At 57.0% G+C, this 16035-nt stretch carries 23 protein-coding genes and 2 pseudogenes; 16 read left to right on the top strand and 9 right to left on the bottom strand.

What is annotated here, in order from left to right; translation table 11 throughout:
- Positions 1-226: 226 nt before the first annotated feature.
- Together ABH944_RS41175 and ABH944_RS41170 are read left to right on the top strand one after the other, a co-directional pair.
- Positions 227-370: pseudogene (locus ABH944_RS41175) on the top strand (hypothetical protein); the annotation flags it as partial.
- A 146-nt stretch (positions 371-516) separates the two neighbouring features.
- Positions 517-1734 carry a hypothetical protein gene (locus ABH944_RS41170; RefSeq protein WP_404614595.1) on the top strand — a complete coding sequence of 406 codons (1218 nt, stop codon included), beginning with the start codon at positions 517-519 and terminating at the stop codon, positions 1732-1734.
- A 266-nt stretch (positions 1735-2000) separates the two neighbouring features.
- Here ABH944_RS41170 and ABH944_RS41165 read toward each other — a convergent pair.
- Positions 2001-2225: pseudogene (locus ABH944_RS41165) on the bottom strand (IS66 family transposase); the annotation flags it as partial.
- Positions 2226-2488: 263 nt separating this feature from the next.
- Here ABH944_RS41165 and ABH944_RS41160 point away from each other — a divergent pair.
- Complete coding sequence (locus ABH944_RS41160; protein ID WP_404614593.1) at positions 2489-2800, top strand: class III extradiol ring-cleavage dioxygenase family protein; 312 nt, start codon at positions 2489-2491, stop codon at positions 2798-2800.
- A 28-nt stretch (positions 2801-2828) separates the two neighbouring features.
- On the opposite strand, the gene ABH944_RS41155 is transcribed toward ABH944_RS41160, so the two are convergent.
- On the bottom strand, positions 2829-3503 hold the full coding sequence (locus tag ABH944_RS41155) for an SOS response-associated peptidase (RefSeq protein WP_404614592.1): 675 nt from the start codon (positions 3501-3503) through the stop codon (positions 2829-2831).
- Positions 3504-3560: 57 nt separating this feature from the next.
- On the opposite strand from ABH944_RS41155, the gene ABH944_RS41150 reads away from it, so the two are divergent.
- A complete protein-coding gene (locus ABH944_RS41150; RefSeq protein WP_404614590.1) occupies positions 3561-3950 on the top strand; it encodes a phage protein NinX family protein in 390 nt (129 codons plus the stop codon).
- Between the two features lie 66 nt (positions 3951-4016).
- Positions 4017-4295, top strand: coding sequence for a hypothetical protein (locus tag ABH944_RS41145; protein WP_404614588.1), 279 nt, complete (start codon positions 4017-4019; stop codon positions 4293-4295).
- Between the two features lie 142 nt (positions 4296-4437).
- Here the strand turns inward: ABH944_RS41145 and ABH944_RS41140 are convergent, their stop codons facing one another.
- On the bottom strand, positions 4438-5388 hold the full coding sequence (locus ABH944_RS41140; protein ID WP_404614586.1) for a deaminase: 951 nt from the start codon (positions 5386-5388) through the stop codon (positions 4438-4440).
- 293 nt (positions 5389-5681) lie between these two features.
- Here ABH944_RS41140 and ABH944_RS41135 point away from each other — a divergent pair, with 293 nt between their 5' ends.
- Complete coding sequence (locus ABH944_RS41135; protein WP_404614584.1) at positions 5682-6128, top strand: hypothetical protein; 447 nt, start codon at positions 5682-5684, stop codon at positions 6126-6128.
- Between the two features lie 182 nt (positions 6129-6310).
- On the opposite strand, the gene ABH944_RS41130 is transcribed toward ABH944_RS41135, so the two are convergent.
- The 3 genes from ABH944_RS41130 to ABH944_RS41120 form a co-directional block, all read right to left on the bottom strand.
- Positions 6311-6664, bottom strand: coding sequence for a hypothetical protein (locus tag ABH944_RS41130; protein ID WP_404614582.1), 354 nt, complete (start codon positions 6662-6664; stop codon positions 6311-6313).
- A gap of 153 nt (positions 6665-6817) precedes the next feature.
- The gene (locus ABH944_RS41125) at positions 6818-7051 is read right to left on the bottom strand and encodes a hypothetical protein (RefSeq protein WP_404614580.1); all 234 of its coding nucleotides are present in this window, start codon (positions 7049-7051) and stop codon (positions 6818-6820) included.
- Between the two features lie 114 nt (positions 7052-7165).
- Entirely contained in the window at positions 7166-7423 is a 258-nt protein-coding gene (locus ABH944_RS41120; protein ID WP_404614578.1) for a hypothetical protein, read from the bottom strand.
- A gap of 222 nt (positions 7424-7645) precedes the next feature.
- On the opposite strand from ABH944_RS41120, the gene ABH944_RS41115 reads away from it, so the two are divergent.
- The 7 genes from ABH944_RS41115 to ABH944_RS41085 all read left to right on the top strand — a co-directional run bounded on the left by ABH944_RS41115 (position 7646) and on the right by ABH944_RS41085 (position 10877).
- Entirely contained in the window at positions 7646-8080 is a 435-nt protein-coding gene (locus ABH944_RS41115; RefSeq protein WP_404614576.1) for a type II toxin-antitoxin system CcdA family antitoxin, read from the top strand.
- A 345-nt stretch (positions 8081-8425) separates the two neighbouring features.
- Entirely contained in the window at positions 8426-8611 is a 186-nt protein-coding gene (locus tag ABH944_RS41110; protein WP_404614574.1) for a type II toxin-antitoxin system CcdA family antitoxin, read from the top strand.
- 118 nt (positions 8612-8729) lie between these two features.
- A complete protein-coding gene (locus ABH944_RS41105) occupies positions 8730-9188 on the top strand; it encodes a hypothetical protein (RefSeq protein WP_404614572.1) in 459 nt (152 codons plus the stop codon).
- A 185-nt stretch (positions 9189-9373) separates the two neighbouring features.
- Positions 9374-9640, top strand: a complete 267-nt coding sequence (locus ABH944_RS41100; protein ID WP_404614570.1) for a DUF7706 family protein — start codon at positions 9374-9376, stop codon at positions 9638-9640.
- 53 nt (positions 9641-9693) lie between these two features.
- On the top strand, positions 9694-9927 hold the full coding sequence (locus ABH944_RS41095) for a hypothetical protein (RefSeq protein WP_404614568.1): 234 nt from the start codon (positions 9694-9696) through the stop codon (positions 9925-9927).
- Between the two features lie 97 nt (positions 9928-10024).
- Entirely contained in the window at positions 10025-10246 is a 222-nt protein-coding gene (locus ABH944_RS41090) for a hypothetical protein (RefSeq protein WP_404614566.1), read from the top strand.
- Positions 10236-10877, top strand: a complete 642-nt coding sequence (locus ABH944_RS41085; protein WP_404614564.1) for a hypothetical protein — start codon at positions 10236-10238, stop codon at positions 10875-10877. Before ABH944_RS41090 ends, ABH944_RS41085 begins: the two co-directional genes overlap by 11 nt.
- A gap of 361 nt (positions 10878-11238) precedes the next feature.
- On the opposite strand, the gene ABH944_RS41080 is transcribed toward ABH944_RS41085, so the two are convergent.
- Together ABH944_RS41080 and ABH944_RS41075 are read right to left on the bottom strand one after the other, a co-directional pair.
- Positions 11239-12102 (bottom strand): hypothetical protein, encoded by an 864-nt coding sequence (locus tag ABH944_RS41080; RefSeq protein ID WP_404614562.1) that lies wholly within the window; start codon positions 12100-12102, stop codon positions 11239-11241.
- Positions 12103-12181: 79 nt separating this feature from the next.
- Positions 12182-12406, bottom strand: coding sequence for a hypothetical protein (locus ABH944_RS41075; RefSeq protein ID WP_404614561.1), 225 nt, complete (start codon positions 12404-12406; stop codon positions 12182-12184).
- Between the two features lie 407 nt (positions 12407-12813).
- Here ABH944_RS41075 and ABH944_RS41070 point away from each other — a divergent pair, with 407 nt between their 5' ends.
- Positions 12814-14196 (top strand): ATP-binding protein, encoded by a 1383-nt coding sequence (locus ABH944_RS41070; RefSeq protein WP_404614559.1) that lies wholly within the window; start codon positions 12814-12816, stop codon positions 14194-14196.
- Between the two features lie 159 nt (positions 14197-14355).
- A complete protein-coding gene (locus tag ABH944_RS41065; RefSeq protein WP_404614557.1) occupies positions 14356-14973 on the top strand; it encodes a hypothetical protein in 618 nt (205 codons plus the stop codon).
- 22 nt (positions 14974-14995) lie between these two features.
- Here the strand turns inward: ABH944_RS41065 and ABH944_RS41060 are convergent, their stop codons facing one another.
- A complete protein-coding gene (locus ABH944_RS41060) occupies positions 14996-15490 on the bottom strand; it encodes a hypothetical protein (RefSeq protein WP_404614555.1) in 495 nt (164 codons plus the stop codon).
- 93 nt (positions 15491-15583) lie between these two features.
- On the opposite strand from ABH944_RS41060, the gene ABH944_RS41055 reads away from it, so the two are divergent.
- The gene (locus ABH944_RS41055; RefSeq protein ID WP_404614553.1) at positions 15584-15772 is read left to right on the top strand and encodes a hypothetical protein; all 189 of its coding nucleotides are present in this window, start codon (positions 15584-15586) and stop codon (positions 15770-15772) included.
- Positions 15773-16035: the final 263 nt, after the last annotated feature.

Genomic DNA, 16035 nt, shown 5'->3' with positions numbered 1-16035 from the left:
GTGAGCAGCCGCGACCAATGGGCTAGTCAAAACCGCTTCCCCGGGCGCTCCAAGTGTTTTTTCGATTAGTGCCCGGTCGAAACCCATCTGCTTTATTCTAGAAACACGACAGACGGGGTAATCGGAGCGCCTATCATGAGTGGCTCGAAAATGATTTCGAGGGCTAGCGCAGAGAGGCGCGCCGCGCGTAAGCACGGGGGAAGTCGTACTGACTGGGAGCGCGTGAGTGCGCCGGGAGGCGAACCAGGAACGGGGCGCTGCGGAAGAAAACCGCCGCATCGGCGCAGCGATTGCCCGCAAGCTTGGGCGGCCGGTGCTCGGTGGGCCGAAAGTGGCTTCTTCCCTACGCTTGCGCGGGTCAGTGCTGGAGCACTGGAAAGCTACTGCGAAAGGGTGGCAAACGCGTATGGTCCAATTGCTGAGCCACGCATTTCCTCACGAGGACGCTGGGGCGCGTAAGTACTCAGATGAGCATGCAGGTGCTCGCATACAACATATTGATCTCTAGGTGAAACTATGCGCATCTCACACGCGACCCCTCGCGCCATTATTAACTGGTTTGAGAAAATTGATATCGAACACGAAATTCTCTGCTGTCTTGTAACGGCTGATCCGACGCATCGGGAGGTTCACAAAGAAATTATCATGAATTATCTGGATGCGGATGTGGCGATGGGGCCGAAAGTAGCATTCATTGTGTTCGATGGCTCTTTGCCTCGTAGGCCTGTTGCTTTCGCAGATGAGAAAGGCTCCACGCTGCTCATGCCGGGAGAGGTTTTTGAAATAGAAGAGAGAACAGAATACGACAATTATCTATCAAGTCCATTGCGCGATTATTTTCGCGATCTTCCGGACGACCAAATTCACAAAGCGATTCGAGATTATGGTGCTGCGCTAGAAAATGGTCTGGAGTCTGTCCAAAAAGCGGCAAGAAAAAGTGGCTTTATTTCGAAATTAGTAGAAGACTCCACCGAAATCATGTCTTACTGGATTGATTTGCTGGAAATATCCAGAGAAAAATTACCGGTACTCTGTGTGTTTGTCAAAGGTAGTCCGCCGATAGCCATTTCGCTAGGTGAAAAACTTGAATTATCTACATTACTCCGATTGCTGGGTAAGCTGGCCGACATCTGCTCCCGACCAGATGACGACATCATGGGTAGTAGAGAATGGGATTGGGATGCAGCCAAGCGTCTTGAGCGCGCTCAGAACTATAAGTTCGAATTTGACAAGCTTTTTCCGCAGTTAATCAATCACTTTGAAGCAATGTGTAATCGATACAAAGCAACAAAGGAAGAGCGAGATCGCATTGTACTTTTCCTCAACACCGGCGACTTTACTGGGCAGTGCCTGGAAAAATTACTGCTCTCTTTCCATTTCTCAAATCGCACCGATTTTTCAAATCATCAGGCCATCCGTGGCGTTAGGAAATCTACGGCAAAAATGTTTCAATTGGAAGAGGGATATGAGAATAATCTACCCAATAAAGCGGAACGCTTATCCATTTCCGAAGCGCTTGAACGCTTGAGGATACGTCAGAAAAAGACAGCGGACTTGGTTCTGCAGTTGCGCGCAAGCGGCCTCGATGCAAAACCAATTAAGGGAGAGAATTTCGGGAAAAGCTTTGACGGTTGGGTAGCACGAGCGACTCAGTTGCTTACTCTTGGAGAAAAAACACATCAAGTTCTGTCGTGGATAAAGGAGCAAATAATTTCAACGAAAATTCTTTCATAAACCCGACTTAAAGTTGTTCTCCAAAAGTCGAGAATAAGCGCGGCCAAAAATCTGAAAGGTAACGCTTGCCGTCCGGTAATCTCCGGAATAGCAAAGTGAACTCACCAACAACAGCAACGTGAAGAGCGTATACGCGTCGAATTCTGGCTGGTCGCGTGTGGTCGGGGGAATTTGGTGGCGAACCATTCGACTTCCCGTCGCGCTTGACTCGATCGAATCGTCAAAACCCCCGCTGGTAGTTTCGGCCGTGATTGCAACACCGTGCAGGCGCGTTCGACTGGCAGGTTGTCGATTTCGGACTGACCATCCTCGCAGTACCGCGTGAGCGCTTTCCAGCGGTTGAACGCATAGAGAATTGCAGCTGGTCGAGCATCGGGTGGCTTGCCCCGGATTTTCTCCTCGATGCCATATAACCCGCCGATGCGCTCCAGTGCTTCGGTATTGAAGACGTTCGGCCGCGCCGCATGCAACTCGCAAATTCGGAGTCTGGCAGCGCGCCTTTGCGTGCCCATAGGAGCGGTAGCGCCCGAAGGAAGCGAGATGCGCCACGAATGCTTTTCGCTAAATTCACTATCGTGACGGTCGGCCGTCGGCCAGTCGCACTAACTTCGTCGTCCAGTTGCAAAACTGTGGCGCCAGTCGCAATTACTCTGGCGCCCTACGAATACTTGGCGCCCCGCTTTTCGCCAGTTCAACGATAAACGCTGCGCATCGCCTATACTGTATATCCATACAGCCTTTCTGATGCAGAATCATGTCACTCAAAGTCGATGATTTCGACCCGGTCTCAAATGGGGACTTGCGTGATTTGTGGCGGATTTGTCGCGATCCAGCCCTTCGCCGGTTAATCCTAGAGGTGGTGCGCTACCGCCGCGTAATAGACCGAGCGCATGATGAGGCCCTGGAAATCCATTACGGCCTGGGAGCAAATAACCAAGGGAAAATTGTCGGTGCTGCGAAGTCGCTATTAGCTCGCCTACAGGACGAGCACGTCCGACTTGGATCACAAGGTGGCATCACGATCAAATTGCCGACGGACGGTCAATACACCGGTAAGCGTTGGTGAACCAAGGATGTGCCGCACAACCGTAGCTCTACAGCAGCGATTCGTTAACCTCAGACTTCGGTTTCGGGCGCCGCGGTGGAATCGGCGCCGGCGCGGCGGCCATCTCGTTAGCGGGAAACAGGTTTAGGAACGAACGCGCCTCGTCCGTTGTGCGGCACCCAAGCCAGTCTTGGTATTGCTCAGGCCGCAGGATGATCACCGATCGCTTCTCAGCCCCCGGCTTATGAAAGCGCCGCATGAGCTCATGGTTCTCGGCATTGATGGTAAGCATCGAAAACGACATCGAAGGGCCGTCTGGATCGTTCCAAGCGCGCCACAGGCCGGCGAGAGCGAGTGGCTGGCCAGAGCCCAAGCCGATCCGCCAGCGCACCGGCGATCCGGTCTCATAATTCGGCTCGTAAAAACTGCGACACGGGATCAGGCAGAGCTGGAGATTCTTCCATGCTCCGCTGAAGCTGCGCTTCTCCCCGATCGACTCAGCGCGTGCATTCATCGTGTCGAAAAGCTTCACACCCTTGGGAATGTGCTTGCGCGGCACAATGCCGAAGGTGGCAGGATCGGTCAGTCGCTCGCCGCTGTCCATGCGCAGGATCGGCGCCGCGTAGTCTTTCCACGTCTCAGGTGGATAATCAAAGGTCGGACGCGGAAATTCGCTGAATGCCTCAAAATCGATTTCTTTAGACGGATCGTAGTTTGCGCACATGGGCCACCTCCTGCCTTAATGATAGCGCTGAGTTAGGCCGTTTTTCGGAGAGACATCATGGACCCGACAGACCTTCCGGACGCAACCCTCGACTGCTGGGTCGAACGAGCGGAACTGCTCCGTCTCAATCCGCGCGCGGCCGCAGCCGATATCGCCAGCATTTCCCACTGGCCGCGATACACACTGAATCCTGAACTGGCGGAGCCAATCATCGAGCGCGCACAGATCGTCATCGATGAGATCGATGATCCGGGGCGTGGAATCGTTTTTTTTGCACGCCGGCCGCATGCCGAGCCAGTTTCGATCTTCGTAGACCACCGCGAGTTCCATGGCGATACCTACCTCGACGCGGCCATGATCTGCTACATCGCGTCGGTCTTTGGGCCAGAAGTTGAATATCAACTGCTCTGGGATGACGGAACATCGCGCTATGAGCCGTATGAATAGATTCGCAGCAGGCTTTGTGGCAAGAAGATTGGTTGATTCGCCGCTGCGCGCGGCAGGGAGATATACGTGACGCACGAAGAATTCGAAGCCCACGTCGCCATGTTGCTGCGTGATCAGCCGCGCAGTACGACTGCGGATCTGACTGACTTCGCGGTTGCATACTGGGACGGCGAGCGAGTGCGCTACGTGTTCCTTCACGAAGACGGCCAAGGCGCACTCGACGAAGAGTTCGACCTAGCTGATTATTTGCTCGATCAGTGGGACGCTGACTTCGCTATCTGGATCGCGGAGCCGCATTATTCGTCGCGGCCAGAGTTGCTTTGGTGGCTCAAGGCTGGCGCGTAGCCGCGCTTCCGAGGCGCCCCCGGGCGTACGCAAACGTCCGATCTTGAAGCGCACCCCTACACGAGCGGACCCCTCATAATTGCTGAAATCTCTGAACAATCGGCACGAGCTCTGGTTTAAATTCCGATTTCTGAAGTGGCCCCTATGTATCAAGCGACTCGTTCCACTCGGCCCCCAGCACCCAGCTAAGGGCTGACATGCGCCCGCTCAGCAAACCCCATTCGAAGTCATCCCAACCTAGATTCTTTTTCCCGAATTTCCGTTCAATCCGTCTCGCTGCCTTTTTCGCTGTTGCCAGTAACTCCTCTTGCCCGGCCCGGAGCTTCTCGATTCCATTTTCGAGTTTATAGATCCAGTTTTGATGACGGTTCCACCAGACCTTATCCCAAAGGTCGTTATATTCTCTGAGGATTGCTGCATCGTTTCGGCGGAGGAGCATCGGCCAAAACTCACCCTCTTCCTCGTCGGACGGTATCCATTCAACCTTGTCGCCCTCGCTGTTGTAGCCAATTCGAAGGCCATTCGGACCGACCTCCGGTTTCAACGGTTCGCGCGTTTGCAACGCATCACGCTGGATGCCTCGAACTGGATGCAACGCCGAGAATTCCCGGTTTAGATCGCGCAACTCAAGAACGAGGTCGGGATCAAAGCGGGTAATCTCAATGCCAGCATCCTGCAAGCGAAGCTCGCCAAGTCCGCGAATCATCTGATTCGGATCGAGCGTACCGATAACGACCCGTTTTAATTTTCGGTCAATTACTCGATCGGTACATGAGACCTTTGGATGGTTCCTGTGAGTACACGGCTCAAGCGTCGAGTACAGCGTGGCGCCTTTAAGGTCCACGCCCTGTAGCTTCCGTTCGAGCAACGTATATTCGGCATGCTCCCCAGCCTTCAGCTCGCCACGGAACGCCGAAGCCAAAACAACACCGTCGCGGACCACAACTGCGCCAACCTTGGGAGAGACTTTGCCCGCCTCGCTGACGCACTTGGCGGACAAGTCAATAGCCAATCGCATTATTGCCCGATCGTCGCTAGCGACTTCAGGCTTACCCTCAGTGTTGATGCCAGGCTGGTTCGTAGTTTTTTTCATCTGTTGTTCGCCAACTTAAGTTTCGACTTCAGCAGCGCGACAAGCTGCGCCACATCGAGTCCATATCCGACGAGCGTCCTGCGCATCGGCTCAAATAGCGTCAGCATGTGGCTGTAACGGCCTTGCGTGGGGCAGTGCCCCTGGCGAAAAACTCCGCTTCCGTATCGATATCCTTCGTCATGGCCTCTCCGCGGCGTCGGCTGCAGGTCAAGTTACCGGTTCTAGGTAACATCGTACCGAAAAGAGCGACCCAGCCAGCGGCCGCAGTCTCAATGCTCATGACGGAACGCATCATGACAGAACGCAAACGCACCACGGCACGCGATTACCGGACAGCGATGATGGAAGAAGCCTTTGCACTGCGAAAGGCCCTCTTCGAATGTGGCCAGCTGCTCGACCGGGAAACATTGCGGCAGCGGTTGGGCATCTCCGAACTTGCCCTGCGCGGCTGGCTTCGGCGCCGATCGCTTTTTTATGTGGACGGCCCATCCGGCGCCCGTTATTACCCGGCCTTCTTGGCCGATCCGGCGTATTCGTCAACAGCGCTGGCGGCTGTTAGCCGAGCCCTCGGCACGCTACCGGGCAGTACCAAATGGGTGTTCTTTACAAACCCGCGCGGCTCGCTGGGCGGTCTCAGCCCCCTCGAGATCCTCGCCGGCAAAAGGCCGCCAGGGGGGACAGCGTCTGGCGTCGGTCTGGAGACAATTCTCAGGGCCGCCAGGGCAGAGGTCGAATTTTGAGGAGGAGCCGTCTTCAGGAACGTTTCGGCATCGGGCCCGGCATCCCAGACGTGGCGCGCGAGGCGTTTGCCCCTGGCAAAAAACTCGGCCTCCGTATTCATATCCTTGGTCATGGCCTCTCCTAGGTGTTCCACCACCATTGTGCAACGCCCAGCTAGCGTGGCTGACAGGATTGCTTAACGTCACGCTACATACGTTCCCTGCATCTTCCGAGCGGCTGCGACCACCTCGTCCGTCCGATCCAATGCGTCTTTGGGAGCAACCGGAGCTGCAACGTCCCGGCTGGGTTGTGACTCGGAGATCCAACCATTTGGAAAATGAAACCACGCGGCAATTTCCCACGAATCAGTCATCGGTCCGAGCGCCTTTAAAATGTCGCTTATGACAGGCTTAGGCTGGTACATTGCGTCGAACTGATAGCCCGGAAAGTACTCTTCGCCGTCATGGGCGACGCTGAAAACGAGCCCGGCCCGCTTCCAGTCATTGGCAGGGTGCGACTTTTTTACCGGTGGCGACAGCTGAAGGGTATTAATCAATTCAGCCGTCAGCCATTCGCCATCATCGAAGATGGCCCGCCTCGTCTTCTATCGCTGCAGGTGCTCCCTGCTTCCCGCGAAAAACTCCGCTTCCGTCTCGATCTCCTTCGTCATGGTTGCTCTCCCAAGGGCGCGGCTACCTTTGCTGTCGTTTCACTTGCGCATGTCGCACGGTTGAGCCTCGGCCCACCAGCGCTTGCCGTCCTTATCCATCAACCATGGGTCCGAGTGCGCCCGGTGGCTTCTGGCGATGTAGTCGACGCCGGCAAGCTTTATTTCGCTTCGCTCGGCGCGCCGGTGTCGCCGATGCCATATCGCCTTGTCTTTGGCTTCAGAGACGCTGGTCGTATGCCCGAAGATGGGCGTTTTCCTTCTGCTTTTGCTCATGATCATGCCCGGTAGTGGATATCTACCTCATGACTTTTCTCCTTTGGACTGAGTGGATGGCTGGGTCGCCATCGTAGCGGCTAGTGCAGCCGGATGACTGCAGGGTGAACCACATCAGAAACCTACTTCCATCGCGACGGTCGTTCTCGCCTGAGCTTCCTGTTGTCGGCGATTCACGCGGCGCTCATGCACCTTGAGCATCGCTCGAAACTTTCGCTGGTTGCCATAGCGCACACCGTCGACCGCAAGTGCCGGTGCCTGGTCGTTCAGGTCGTACCAGGCTTGCCACCCCTCCTGTGGAACAAGGCCTCGGGCAGCACGAGCCAGCTTGCGAGCCGCTCGGGCCTTGCTGGTCTTGTGCGTATTCGCCATGAAAGCACCTGATTGTCGAAGTGGTTAGCACGACAGGGGCCTCCCGCCCGGCCCTGACACGCGGAGCCTGCAGTTTACCGCTGCCAGAGGACCACGGGGGGCAGGTTTCAATGTCGATAACTGCACGTATCACCATTGCGTTTGGCCCGTGATAAAGTCCTTGATCATTGGGCAGTCCGCTCGGAAGCCCGTCTGGCAAGGCCCGGCACGAGGAGTTGAACCATGAAGATCGCGGAACAATTTCCTGAGGATCTTGAGCGGATGAAAGTTTGCCTTGGTAAGGCCAGGAAAATGGCGTCCGATAGCGACATCGCGCTTGCTTGGGCACGATATTCGGATGGTCTATGTGCGAGCTGGCTGAGTCTGCGTGGCGACGACAACGTATTGACCGAAACATTGCTTGCATACCTGCCAGCCTGCGCAGGTGGCCCGAAGCGGGCAATGAACGTTGAACTGGCGGAAAGCCTGCTGGCTGAAGCCAGCGACCTCGGTATCGATGTGTCACAGGCCGCGGAAGCCGGGCTTGCAAGGGCCGTGGACGACAGGCGTGCCGAGCTCTGGCAGAAGGAGAACACACAGGCCATCGAGAGTTCCAATGCGTACGTCGAGCAGCACGGTCTGCCACTCGAGAAGTACCGGGTTCAGATCAAGCGGTAAGAGGAGCTTCGCCAGCTCCGCGGAATACTCAACCGGGAAGGCGATCCCGACAAGGGCTTCTCTGAGCAGCCCGATATTTCTGAAAAAAGCCGATGACCGATGATGACCGCCTGTTCCTGCAGCGTATCGTCCCCATCATCCGGCGCGAGGGACGGACACCGTCGTGAGGCTCGCCGATATTCCGGAACCCTGGCGGGGTCAGTTTGACAGGCTGTTGACCGGTTCTGCCTGCCTTGGCTACAGCGACGAAGGCGATTGCGCCCATGCGTGGGACTGGACGAGCCACCTCTCCGGCAGTTCCGCGCGCTGGCGAACCGCTGTCTAGGGTGTTTACAGGAGCCGTACATGCCTTTCCAGACGAATGTTGACACCCGGCAGCGCACGCAGGAAGAAATCGACCGCGACGTGCTGGCCGCGTCCGGCGACAGGTGTGCCGAGCTCTGGCGGAAGGAGAACGCAGAAGCCATCGAAAGCTACAACACTTACGTGGAGCAGCACGGCCTCCCCCTCGAGAGGTATCGGATGTTCTGAAGTCACAGGTGAAGTTGCCCCGCCCCAGACGCAACTGCCGTGTGCGGTGCGAGGCAGGCCCGATAACGGAGAGGAACAACATGATGCCTGGAAGTCTTCTATTCACGAGGTTTTTGCAATGAGTCCCGAACTGGATCACCAACTGTGTACGCGCTACCCGGAGACCTTCGCGAGACGCCACGACCGCGACGCGCCGATCGCCTTCGGCATCGAAACCTGCGACTGCTGGTTCGACCTGCTCGACGCGCTGTGCACGAGCCTGCAGTGGGCGACGCGCCAGGGCGACCCCCAGGTAGTGGCGGACCAGGTCAAGGAAAAATTCGGTGGGTTGCGCTTCTATTACGACCAGGCCATCAGCGTGCGTCAGGAGGGCATGATCTCCCTCGCCGAGGGCCTCAGCCAACGCTGGTGTGCCGGTCACTGCGGCCGACAGAAGCCCACTGACGCGAACGCGCCATCGGCCGCGGACCGAGCCGCCGCCCTCGCCAGACTCGCCGCACTCGGAGGCACCGACCCCGGTGCAACCGCGGGCCAGCGCCGGCGGACCTCTGACGGGAGTGAACCGGATGCCGGTTGACCGTCGATTTGCCCGTCGCCAGGCGCTGCTCAGCTGCGCGATCGTGCGCAACGTGGCGTTTACCGCGTCGGCTATCAGACCGAGGATGGCCGCGGCGACTGCCTGTATGCGTGGGACTGGGAAGCCTGGCTCCCCGGGCAGCTGTACTGCTCGTTCTGACGTCACCCTCAAAAAAGGAGATGTAGATGTCTTTCCAGACGAAAGTGGACACCCGGCAGCGCACCCAGGAAGAAATCGACCGCGACACGCCGGTCACGGTTACGGCGACGATGCTTCCCGAGGTGGCTGAGCAGCTTGCGCAGTTTGCCAAGCGATCACTGTTCGACACGTTCTATGAGATGACAGAGGCGCACCTGCCGCATGAAGAACGGCAGCGGCGCGCATCCCTCATGATCACCGGCATCGAGGCCGTCGCGAGCGGGCTTCGCGACGCGGGCTACAGCCCGCGCTAAGGACGGGTTGTCTGAACCTGCATTGCTGCAGCACCTACACGAGGAGTTGAACCATGGCGATCCGCTACGACGACAACCACTACATCGTCTTCGATGTTAACCACGAAAAGGTCCAGGAAGGGTACCGGTGCACCGCATGGGTCGAGCTCGCCAACGGCGGCATTGCGTCGGAGGACATCTACCACGGCGTCGCCGCCCGGAAGGAGCGCGCGACGGAACTGGCCAGGGAGAAGGCGATCGCCGCCATCCAGAACGGCACGGTCCGTTTTCCAGCCCCGAAGAAATGACCCGGGCCAAGCGAGCGTACGTTTTCAGCAGTGTGTACGGCGAAAGCGTACACGGGACGAAAAAAGTACATCGCCTGTCCCGCCGGAGGATTAACCGATGACCCGACACATTCGACCGGCGCTGCCGCCGGCGGAGACGTCCGAGCAACTCCGGTCGCGCCTGTGGGCCTTTACGCTCGCGACGCATGAACAGGCGATGAGGCCGCGCTCGGTCCCCTTTCCCGAGCACGTGACGGTGCTGGCCGGGCCGCTGAGGCGCCGGCAAGCCGGCCCCGGCCGGCACACCGAGGAACCGTCCGGAGAACCGGATGCCGGTTGACCGTCGATTCGCCCGTCGCCAGGCGCTGCTCAGCTGCGCGATCATGCGCAACGTGGCGTTCTACCGCGTCGGCTATCAGACCAAAGATGGCCGCGGCCGCCTGAAGGACGATTCCCAGATGGGTCGAACCATCAACAGCAACTTCGTCGACTGGGAGGCCCGCCATCACTGGCGACGCCTCGTACAGGGTACCGAAGCGCGTACCGCCTTCCTCACGGCCCTGTTCGCGACCCTTGGGCTCGACCGCGCAGGCTGGGACCAGTACCTCACCGACATGAAAACCTACCGCGACCGTTTCGTGGCGCACCTCGACGACGACGACACGATGCACATCCCGGACCTCGACACGGTCCTGGCCAGTACGGCGGTTTTCTATCGGCACCTAGTTGCGCGGGCGCCGGTCGGGACGTTCGTGGGTCACCTGCCCCGTGACCTGCCGGCTTACTACGAGACCTGCCGGGCCGAGGCCGCCACGTATCACGCGACTTACAGTGCGCAGGCCGCGCCGCGCGCGAGCCTCTCCCGCAGCAGGAAGCGCCGTGATGACGGGTCACGCCCAATGGGTAGGGCTTCCTGCTTCTGGTGCAGTTGTGGTACGGACTGCGACAAGACAAGCGCCCGAAGTCGTTGATTTACATGATTGTGCGGTGCGGCTATCGCACGTTTTTATCCGGATCTTGAGCGCACCCCAACTCGGGCAAGTGAATCCATCTGGCCGGCGCAGTCGCTCAAGATAACGTGCGCAATCATCCTCAGTGGCAAACCATTCTTCAAACTGGCTCCGCGTCCGAGGATAGTCGACGCCCGCAATAGGGGTAGGCTGAGATTCACTCACGCCGACATGTTCGCTCCGTTGGCGCTAAGTGGATAGCCCTTATAAAAACACCGTGTATCTCGTACTGTCATGCAGTCAAGATCCACCGGCATAGAGGCTTGTGCGTTGTGTGCCGACTGACCAGAACATGCCACAGCGCGGCCGCCGCGATGTGGTTTTACGACATGCGGCTGCCGAGGCGGCTGTCACCTAACGGAGAATCCGTGACATTCAGAATTGCGCGGACGCCGTACTTGGGGAAAAAGGCGTGCACCCCAGCTTCTGAAAACTGGAGCGTTGCCTCGATCTCGGGCTCCCCAGCGTAGCCGTTCTGGCCCAAGGTGAGCAGAAGGTCGTCGAGCTTGTCTTCAAGGGCGGTTTGAAGCTCGCGAACTCTCATCTGCCAATAGTCCGCGAACCGCACCGCTTCAGCATTCACTCCTGACGCCATAACACCTCCTGTGATTGGCAAATACACAGTACCGTCGGATACGGTGGTGAGGACGTTCCCGTTCTTACCGCGCAGAGCTCGACGCTGGTCCGAGGTCCATGTCGCTCCGGTGACGCCATTCGCACGATACCTGCGAATCATCTCCGGCCAGTTCCGGTGAATGCTTTCCAGCACGCTACTGTCCTCGAAGCTCTCATGCGAAAAAACGTTGATCGCACAGAAGGCGGTGTCGGTAACAAGTGCATAAAGAAGCGAGCCGGTCCTGGCCATGTAAGCCGGATTCTTTGTGTCAGCGCCGATGCCAAGGTGAAAATGATGCACGCCCCATTCTCCCAAGAGGCCATCTAAGTTGAACAATGAAGCGTGACGCTTACTGAGGTACGGATTGATATCCTGCCCGTTTTCAACCTTTTCCTGAAACGCGTTCCAACCTGCCAGATGTTCGGGCGGACAAACGAAATCATCGGCGGCTTTTACAGCTCGCGGTGCGGCAACAATCCTGCGTCGCAGCGCATCGCAATAGCGCACACAAACGTCACCGTCGTCGAGGGCAGACACCTGTGCCGCAGACCACCCCTGAACGGTGACCATATGCTCTCTAAGATGAGAGAGCCAGTCGGCTTCAAAATTCGCCCTTAGTCGAGGCATCTGCGTACAGAAGGTCCGTTACTTAGCCGCGCACGAACGGGCTCACGATCGCCGCGGCGATGCGCTGCATCTTCCACGCCGCGATACAGAAGAGCAGACCCACCGCCAGCACGGCGGGAATGCCGCCGACCTTGCCCGCCCACGTCCCGCCGAGCGTGACGCCCTTCATGATGAGGTAAATGAGCGGCAGGCAAACCAGCGCGGCATAGAAGCGCCTTTTCGGGGGCAACGTCGCAAGGTAGTTCATGGGAGCACTCATTCATCGGAAGATAAGACAGAGTGCCACATCGACGGCGCGACTGGCAAGGGCGGCCCGACGTCAGGCATGCGGGCTCCAGTGGACGAGCTAGGGGCGGAATGGCACGCCGTAGGCATGGCTGGGTCGACGGACATGTCAAGGCCGGATACAGATATCAGGGTGCGGACAGGTGTTATGCAAAGCCGGTGCGGGACGCCCATATTTCAATCGCATTGACGGTAGCCGCGCGTCGGCCATCCAAAGCGAAACCGACGCGTAGTCGCGCCAGCTAAAGTGCTAGTTATCAGCGTGTGAATGGATATCGTCTGCGGAAGGCAGATAACGTACCTGATTCCTCGTTTCTTCGTTAATCTGTCGGATTGTTGGACGAGAGCAAAAAAACGCTAGGGGGGCAAATGGCAATTTCCGGTTACGACAAACACCAATTCGGACATCGCTTAAACGAGGTTCTTTTTGCATCGCAGCCGATACAAAGCCGGGAACATCTTTTTGGACGAGAACAGGAACTGGACCGGATTGAGAAGGCATTGTTCGCATCTGGCCGACACATATTTATATATGGCGACAGAGGTGTTGGAAAGTCGTCGCTGGCCGCGACCGCTGCAAATCAGTATCAAAGCTCCGACGCGGAATATATTGATATTGGCTGCAGTCCTGATGCGACGCTTAAGAGCATCGTCGCAAATATAGCGTATCAAGCAATAGATGCATCTCGCTTACGGAAAACGAAGATCACCGCGTCTATCGGCTTGGAATTCCGCTACCTGAAAGCGGCTCTTGCCAGCGAGACGACCCAATCGAACTTGCATGATGAGATTGTTTCCCTAGCTGATGCAGTCGAAGTCCTTCGAGAGGCTGCAAGCCTGCACTCGGACCAGCCTATCGTTGTTCTCGACGAATTCGACCGCATTACGGCGCCTGAGGAGCGAGCAGCTTTTGCAGACCTGTTAAAACACATGGGCGATAAGAAGGTTCCGTTAAAGCTCATTTTCACGGGTGTCGGTAAATCGCTCGACGAGCTATTAGGGGCACATCAATCTGCGATTCGCCAACTCGAAGGCATCGAGCTTCCAAAGCTCAGCTGGGACGCTCGCTGGGATATCGTGATCAAGGCCGCCAGCAGCTTCAATGTCTCTGTTGATAAAGAGATCTATATTCGCATCGCGGCGGTTTGCGATGGCTATCCGTACTACGCACACTTCATCACGGAAAAAATGTTGTGGTGCGCCTTCGACGATCCGAAATTGGTAACGCAAATCGAATGGGATCACTATCACACCGGACTTCGGGTCGCCATCGAAAGCATCAGTGCCGAACTGAAGCGGCCGTATCAGGAAGCGGTCAACAAACGAAGCAGCGAGTATGAGGAGGTGCTGTGGGCGACGGCCGATTCAGAGTATTTGGATCGCTTCATGAAGGCTATGTTCTCGTCGTACGAGTACATCATGAAACAACGCCGCGACAGCACGGTTCTCACCTATGAAAAGTTCTGCGCGCGCGTTCGCAAATTCCGAGATAAGAAGTTTGGCGCAATCCTTGTCAATGATCCTGGCAATCCGGGCCTTTATACCTATCGTGAGAAGATGCAACGAGGCTATGTGCGGATGCAGGCTGAAGCGCACGGGATAGAACTAGCTGGCGAAAAGATCGAACAGACGGTCAAACAAACGATGCGTGTCCCATCTAGCCTAAGCAAGGGTTACTACGGATCCAAACCGCCTCCCGGTATCCATTGGGGGCGCGAGCGGCGTAACGGCGACGAATCGTCAAATGATTAATTCAAATGCGGGTCGCGGTAAACGCGGTTTATCCGACAGCTTTTTGTGTCCGAGTAACTAGTCATGAGTATAGAAATTTTCTCGTCCAACGAACATGAAATGATCCTTGGGGCGTAGGAACGATATGGTCAGTTTTTCTGCAATGCACGTGAGGTCTCAATGCTGCTGTCGAACATCATGGACTGGCCTATCAAGGACTGTGACATCTTCATCAGATTTTTGTCGCAGATGAAGAAGTTTCACACCCTCTGTCTAACGTCGCTAGTGCGTCAGCACCGCATCCAAGCGCAAATGAATTTGCGCTACTTTCTTGAGTCGACGGTGCACGCGGCCTATTCGCTGGTTCATGTTGAGACGACGAACTATTTCGACTCAGCGGACGGCCAGACGCATGACCCCCAGAAGGCATCGCGGGCCGCGTACCGTTGGCTTGGCGAGCATTTCCAGCAACACTCCGACGAGATCAAGAAAATCAAGGATCAGATCGATGAGCAAACTGCGCACGCCAACGTGCTGAACAGCTTCCGCAATTTTCTCTTCGTGGGCGGTGACACGCCCGAGATCCACACAAGCTTTTTCGACTTCGAGGATGACCCCTGGCTCAAGGTTGACCTCTGGGAATGTGCTCAAGCCGGACTCATTGCGGCTGAGCTGATTCTCGACATACGGGAGAAGTTTGGCGGCTTCATTCCGTCGAGAAAGGCAGGCATTCTCCCCCAGCTTATTGCCTCGAATGAAGCGCCGCTGACAAAGCTTGAGGCAGCAAGAAATACATAAAGCTTATCGAGGCACAGATACGTTATGGTTCACTCGAGACTGCTCCGAGCTTTTGAAGGCTGGCAACTGTTGTCAACGAATCGATATTTCCAGCCTTTTCCTGAGCCACTTTCGCCACTGTCAAGGGTGTATGGCCTTTGTTCGTCTTTGCGTTGATGTCAGCTCCAGCGGCCAAAAGTCGGGTAACGAGCGGTTCAATGCAGGCGAACGGAACTGCGTCGAGAACGAGCAGGTGTAGTGGAGTCACAGCCGTCCCCGTCCTTCCGGCATTCACGTTCGCGCCCTTCTTTAACAGCAGATCGAGGATCCCGAGAACATCGGAGTCGGAGACAACAGGCCCCAACCGGACCGCCTCGATCCTGTAGTGTCCAGGTACGAAGTGACAGAGCCAGTGCAGTGGGGTCGTCCCTTTGGAGTCCACCACATTCACGTTCGCTCCGCCGTTGATCGCGTCCTCCGCTTTCTGCCGATCCAGTATCTTTACTGCGGCAATGAGGTCTGCGTCCGCCTGATTCATCAGCCCACCCTCCAACTCGTATTTTTGTCGAACGGATTCTGCGGGAGATATTACGGGAATGCAAGGCGACACGAGGAAACGCGGCGCAAGGTTGTGTGGCTCGCCGGGGTCCCCAGCACGACGACGCAGATCGCATTGCGCCTCGAGCCGGATGCCGAACCCGCGTCGTATCTCGAACCGCCCGCCTTCATGCTACATCGCTGGGGAGCCGCCCACACGGGCAGCGCGGTATCGCATCTCTGCTATATCGGACACTTCGAAGGGCCATTGCCGTTTGCGTAAGCTTGACGAAATCGCCGACAGCCTGCGGGCGCTCGGCAAGCACGTACCGACCTGTGCCGTGTAGATACTTGTGTCCGCCGGAACGACAAGAACATCGCGACAGGACGGATTCGCATTCGGTGACGGGCTCAAGGACAACGTTGCTTCGGCACGAAGACACGGTGACATGGTAAGCATCCGATCAGTACCGTCGCGGATGACGTTGACACGCGAGAGGCTGGGCTGCTAGCGAATGGGATCGATACGTGCGGAGGTGGGCAGCA

This window comes from Caballeronia udeis, from assembly GCF_044909315.1.
Classification (GTDB): Bacteria; Pseudomonadota; Gammaproteobacteria; order Burkholderiales; family Burkholderiaceae; genus Caballeronia; species Caballeronia udeis_A.
The sequence above is the reverse complement of the archived record's forward strand: the minus strand, read 5'-3'. Positions and strand labels throughout refer to the sequence as shown.

Bases quoted from the DNA above. Each gene is read 5' to 3' on its own strand.
- ABH944_RS41105 (WP_404614572.1), top strand. From the start codon at position 8,730: ATGAGTCCCGAACTGGATCACCAACTGTGTACGCGCTACCCGGAGACC.
- ABH944_RS41115 (WP_404614576.1), top strand. From the start codon at position 7,646: ATGAAGATCGCGGAACAATTTCCTGAGGATCTTGAGCGGATGAAAGTT.
- ABH944_RS41155 (WP_404614592.1), bottom strand. From the start codon at position 3,503: ATGTGCGCAAACTACGATCCGTCTAAAGAAATCGATTTTGAGGCATTC.
- ABH944_RS41060 (WP_404614555.1), bottom strand. From the start codon at position 15,490: ATGAATCAGGCGGACGCAGACCTCATTGCCGCAGTAAAGATACTGGAT.
- ABH944_RS41070 (WP_404614559.1), top strand. From the start codon at position 12,814: ATGGCAATTTCCGGTTACGACAAACACCAATTCGGACATCGCTTAAAC.
- ABH944_RS41150 (WP_404614590.1), top strand. From the start codon at position 3,561: ATGGACCCGACAGACCTTCCGGACGCAACCCTCGACTGCTGGGTCGAA.
- ABH944_RS41120 (WP_404614578.1), bottom strand. From the start codon at position 7,423: ATGGCGAATACGCACAAGACCAGCAAGGCCCGAGCGGCTCGCAAGCTG.
- ABH944_RS41160 (WP_404614593.1), top strand. From the start codon at position 2,489: ATGTCACTCAAAGTCGATGATTTCGACCCGGTCTCAAATGGGGACTTG.
- ABH944_RS41090 (WP_404614566.1), top strand. From the start codon at position 10,025: ATGACCCGACACATTCGACCGGCGCTGCCGCCGGCGGAGACGTCCGAG.
- ABH944_RS41125 (WP_404614580.1), bottom strand. From the start codon at position 7,051: ATGAGCAAAAGCAGAAGGAAAACGCCCATCTTCGGGCATACGACCAGC.
- ABH944_RS41065 (WP_404614557.1), top strand. From the start codon at position 14,356: ATGCTGCTGTCGAACATCATGGACTGGCCTATCAAGGACTGTGACATC.
- ABH944_RS41110 (WP_404614574.1), top strand. From the start codon at position 8,426: ATGCCTTTCCAGACGAATGTTGACACCCGGCAGCGCACGCAGGAAGAA.
- ABH944_RS41140 (WP_404614586.1), bottom strand. From the start codon at position 5,388: ATGAAAAAAACTACGAACCAGCCTGGCATCAACACTGAGGGTAAGCCT.
- ABH944_RS41085 (WP_404614564.1), top strand. From the start codon at position 10,236: ATGCCGGTTGACCGTCGATTCGCCCGTCGCCAGGCGCTGCTCAGCTGC.
- ABH944_RS41080 (WP_404614562.1), bottom strand. From the start codon at position 12,102: ATGGTCACCGTTCAGGGGTGGTCTGCGGCACAGGTGTCTGCCCTCGAC.
- ABH944_RS41135 (WP_404614584.1), top strand. From the start codon at position 5,682: ATGACAGAACGCAAACGCACCACGGCACGCGATTACCGGACAGCGATG.
- ABH944_RS41100 (WP_404614570.1), top strand. From the start codon at position 9,374: ATGTCTTTCCAGACGAAAGTGGACACCCGGCAGCGCACCCAGGAAGAA.
- ABH944_RS41075 (WP_404614561.1), bottom strand. From the start codon at position 12,406: ATGAACTACCTTGCGACGTTGCCCCCGAAAAGGCGCTTCTATGCCGCG.
- ABH944_RS41095 (WP_404614568.1), top strand. From the start codon at position 9,694: ATGGCGATCCGCTACGACGACAACCACTACATCGTCTTCGATGTTAAC.
- ABH944_RS41170 (WP_404614595.1), top strand. From the start codon at position 517: ATGCGCATCTCACACGCGACCCCTCGCGCCATTATTAACTGGTTTGAG.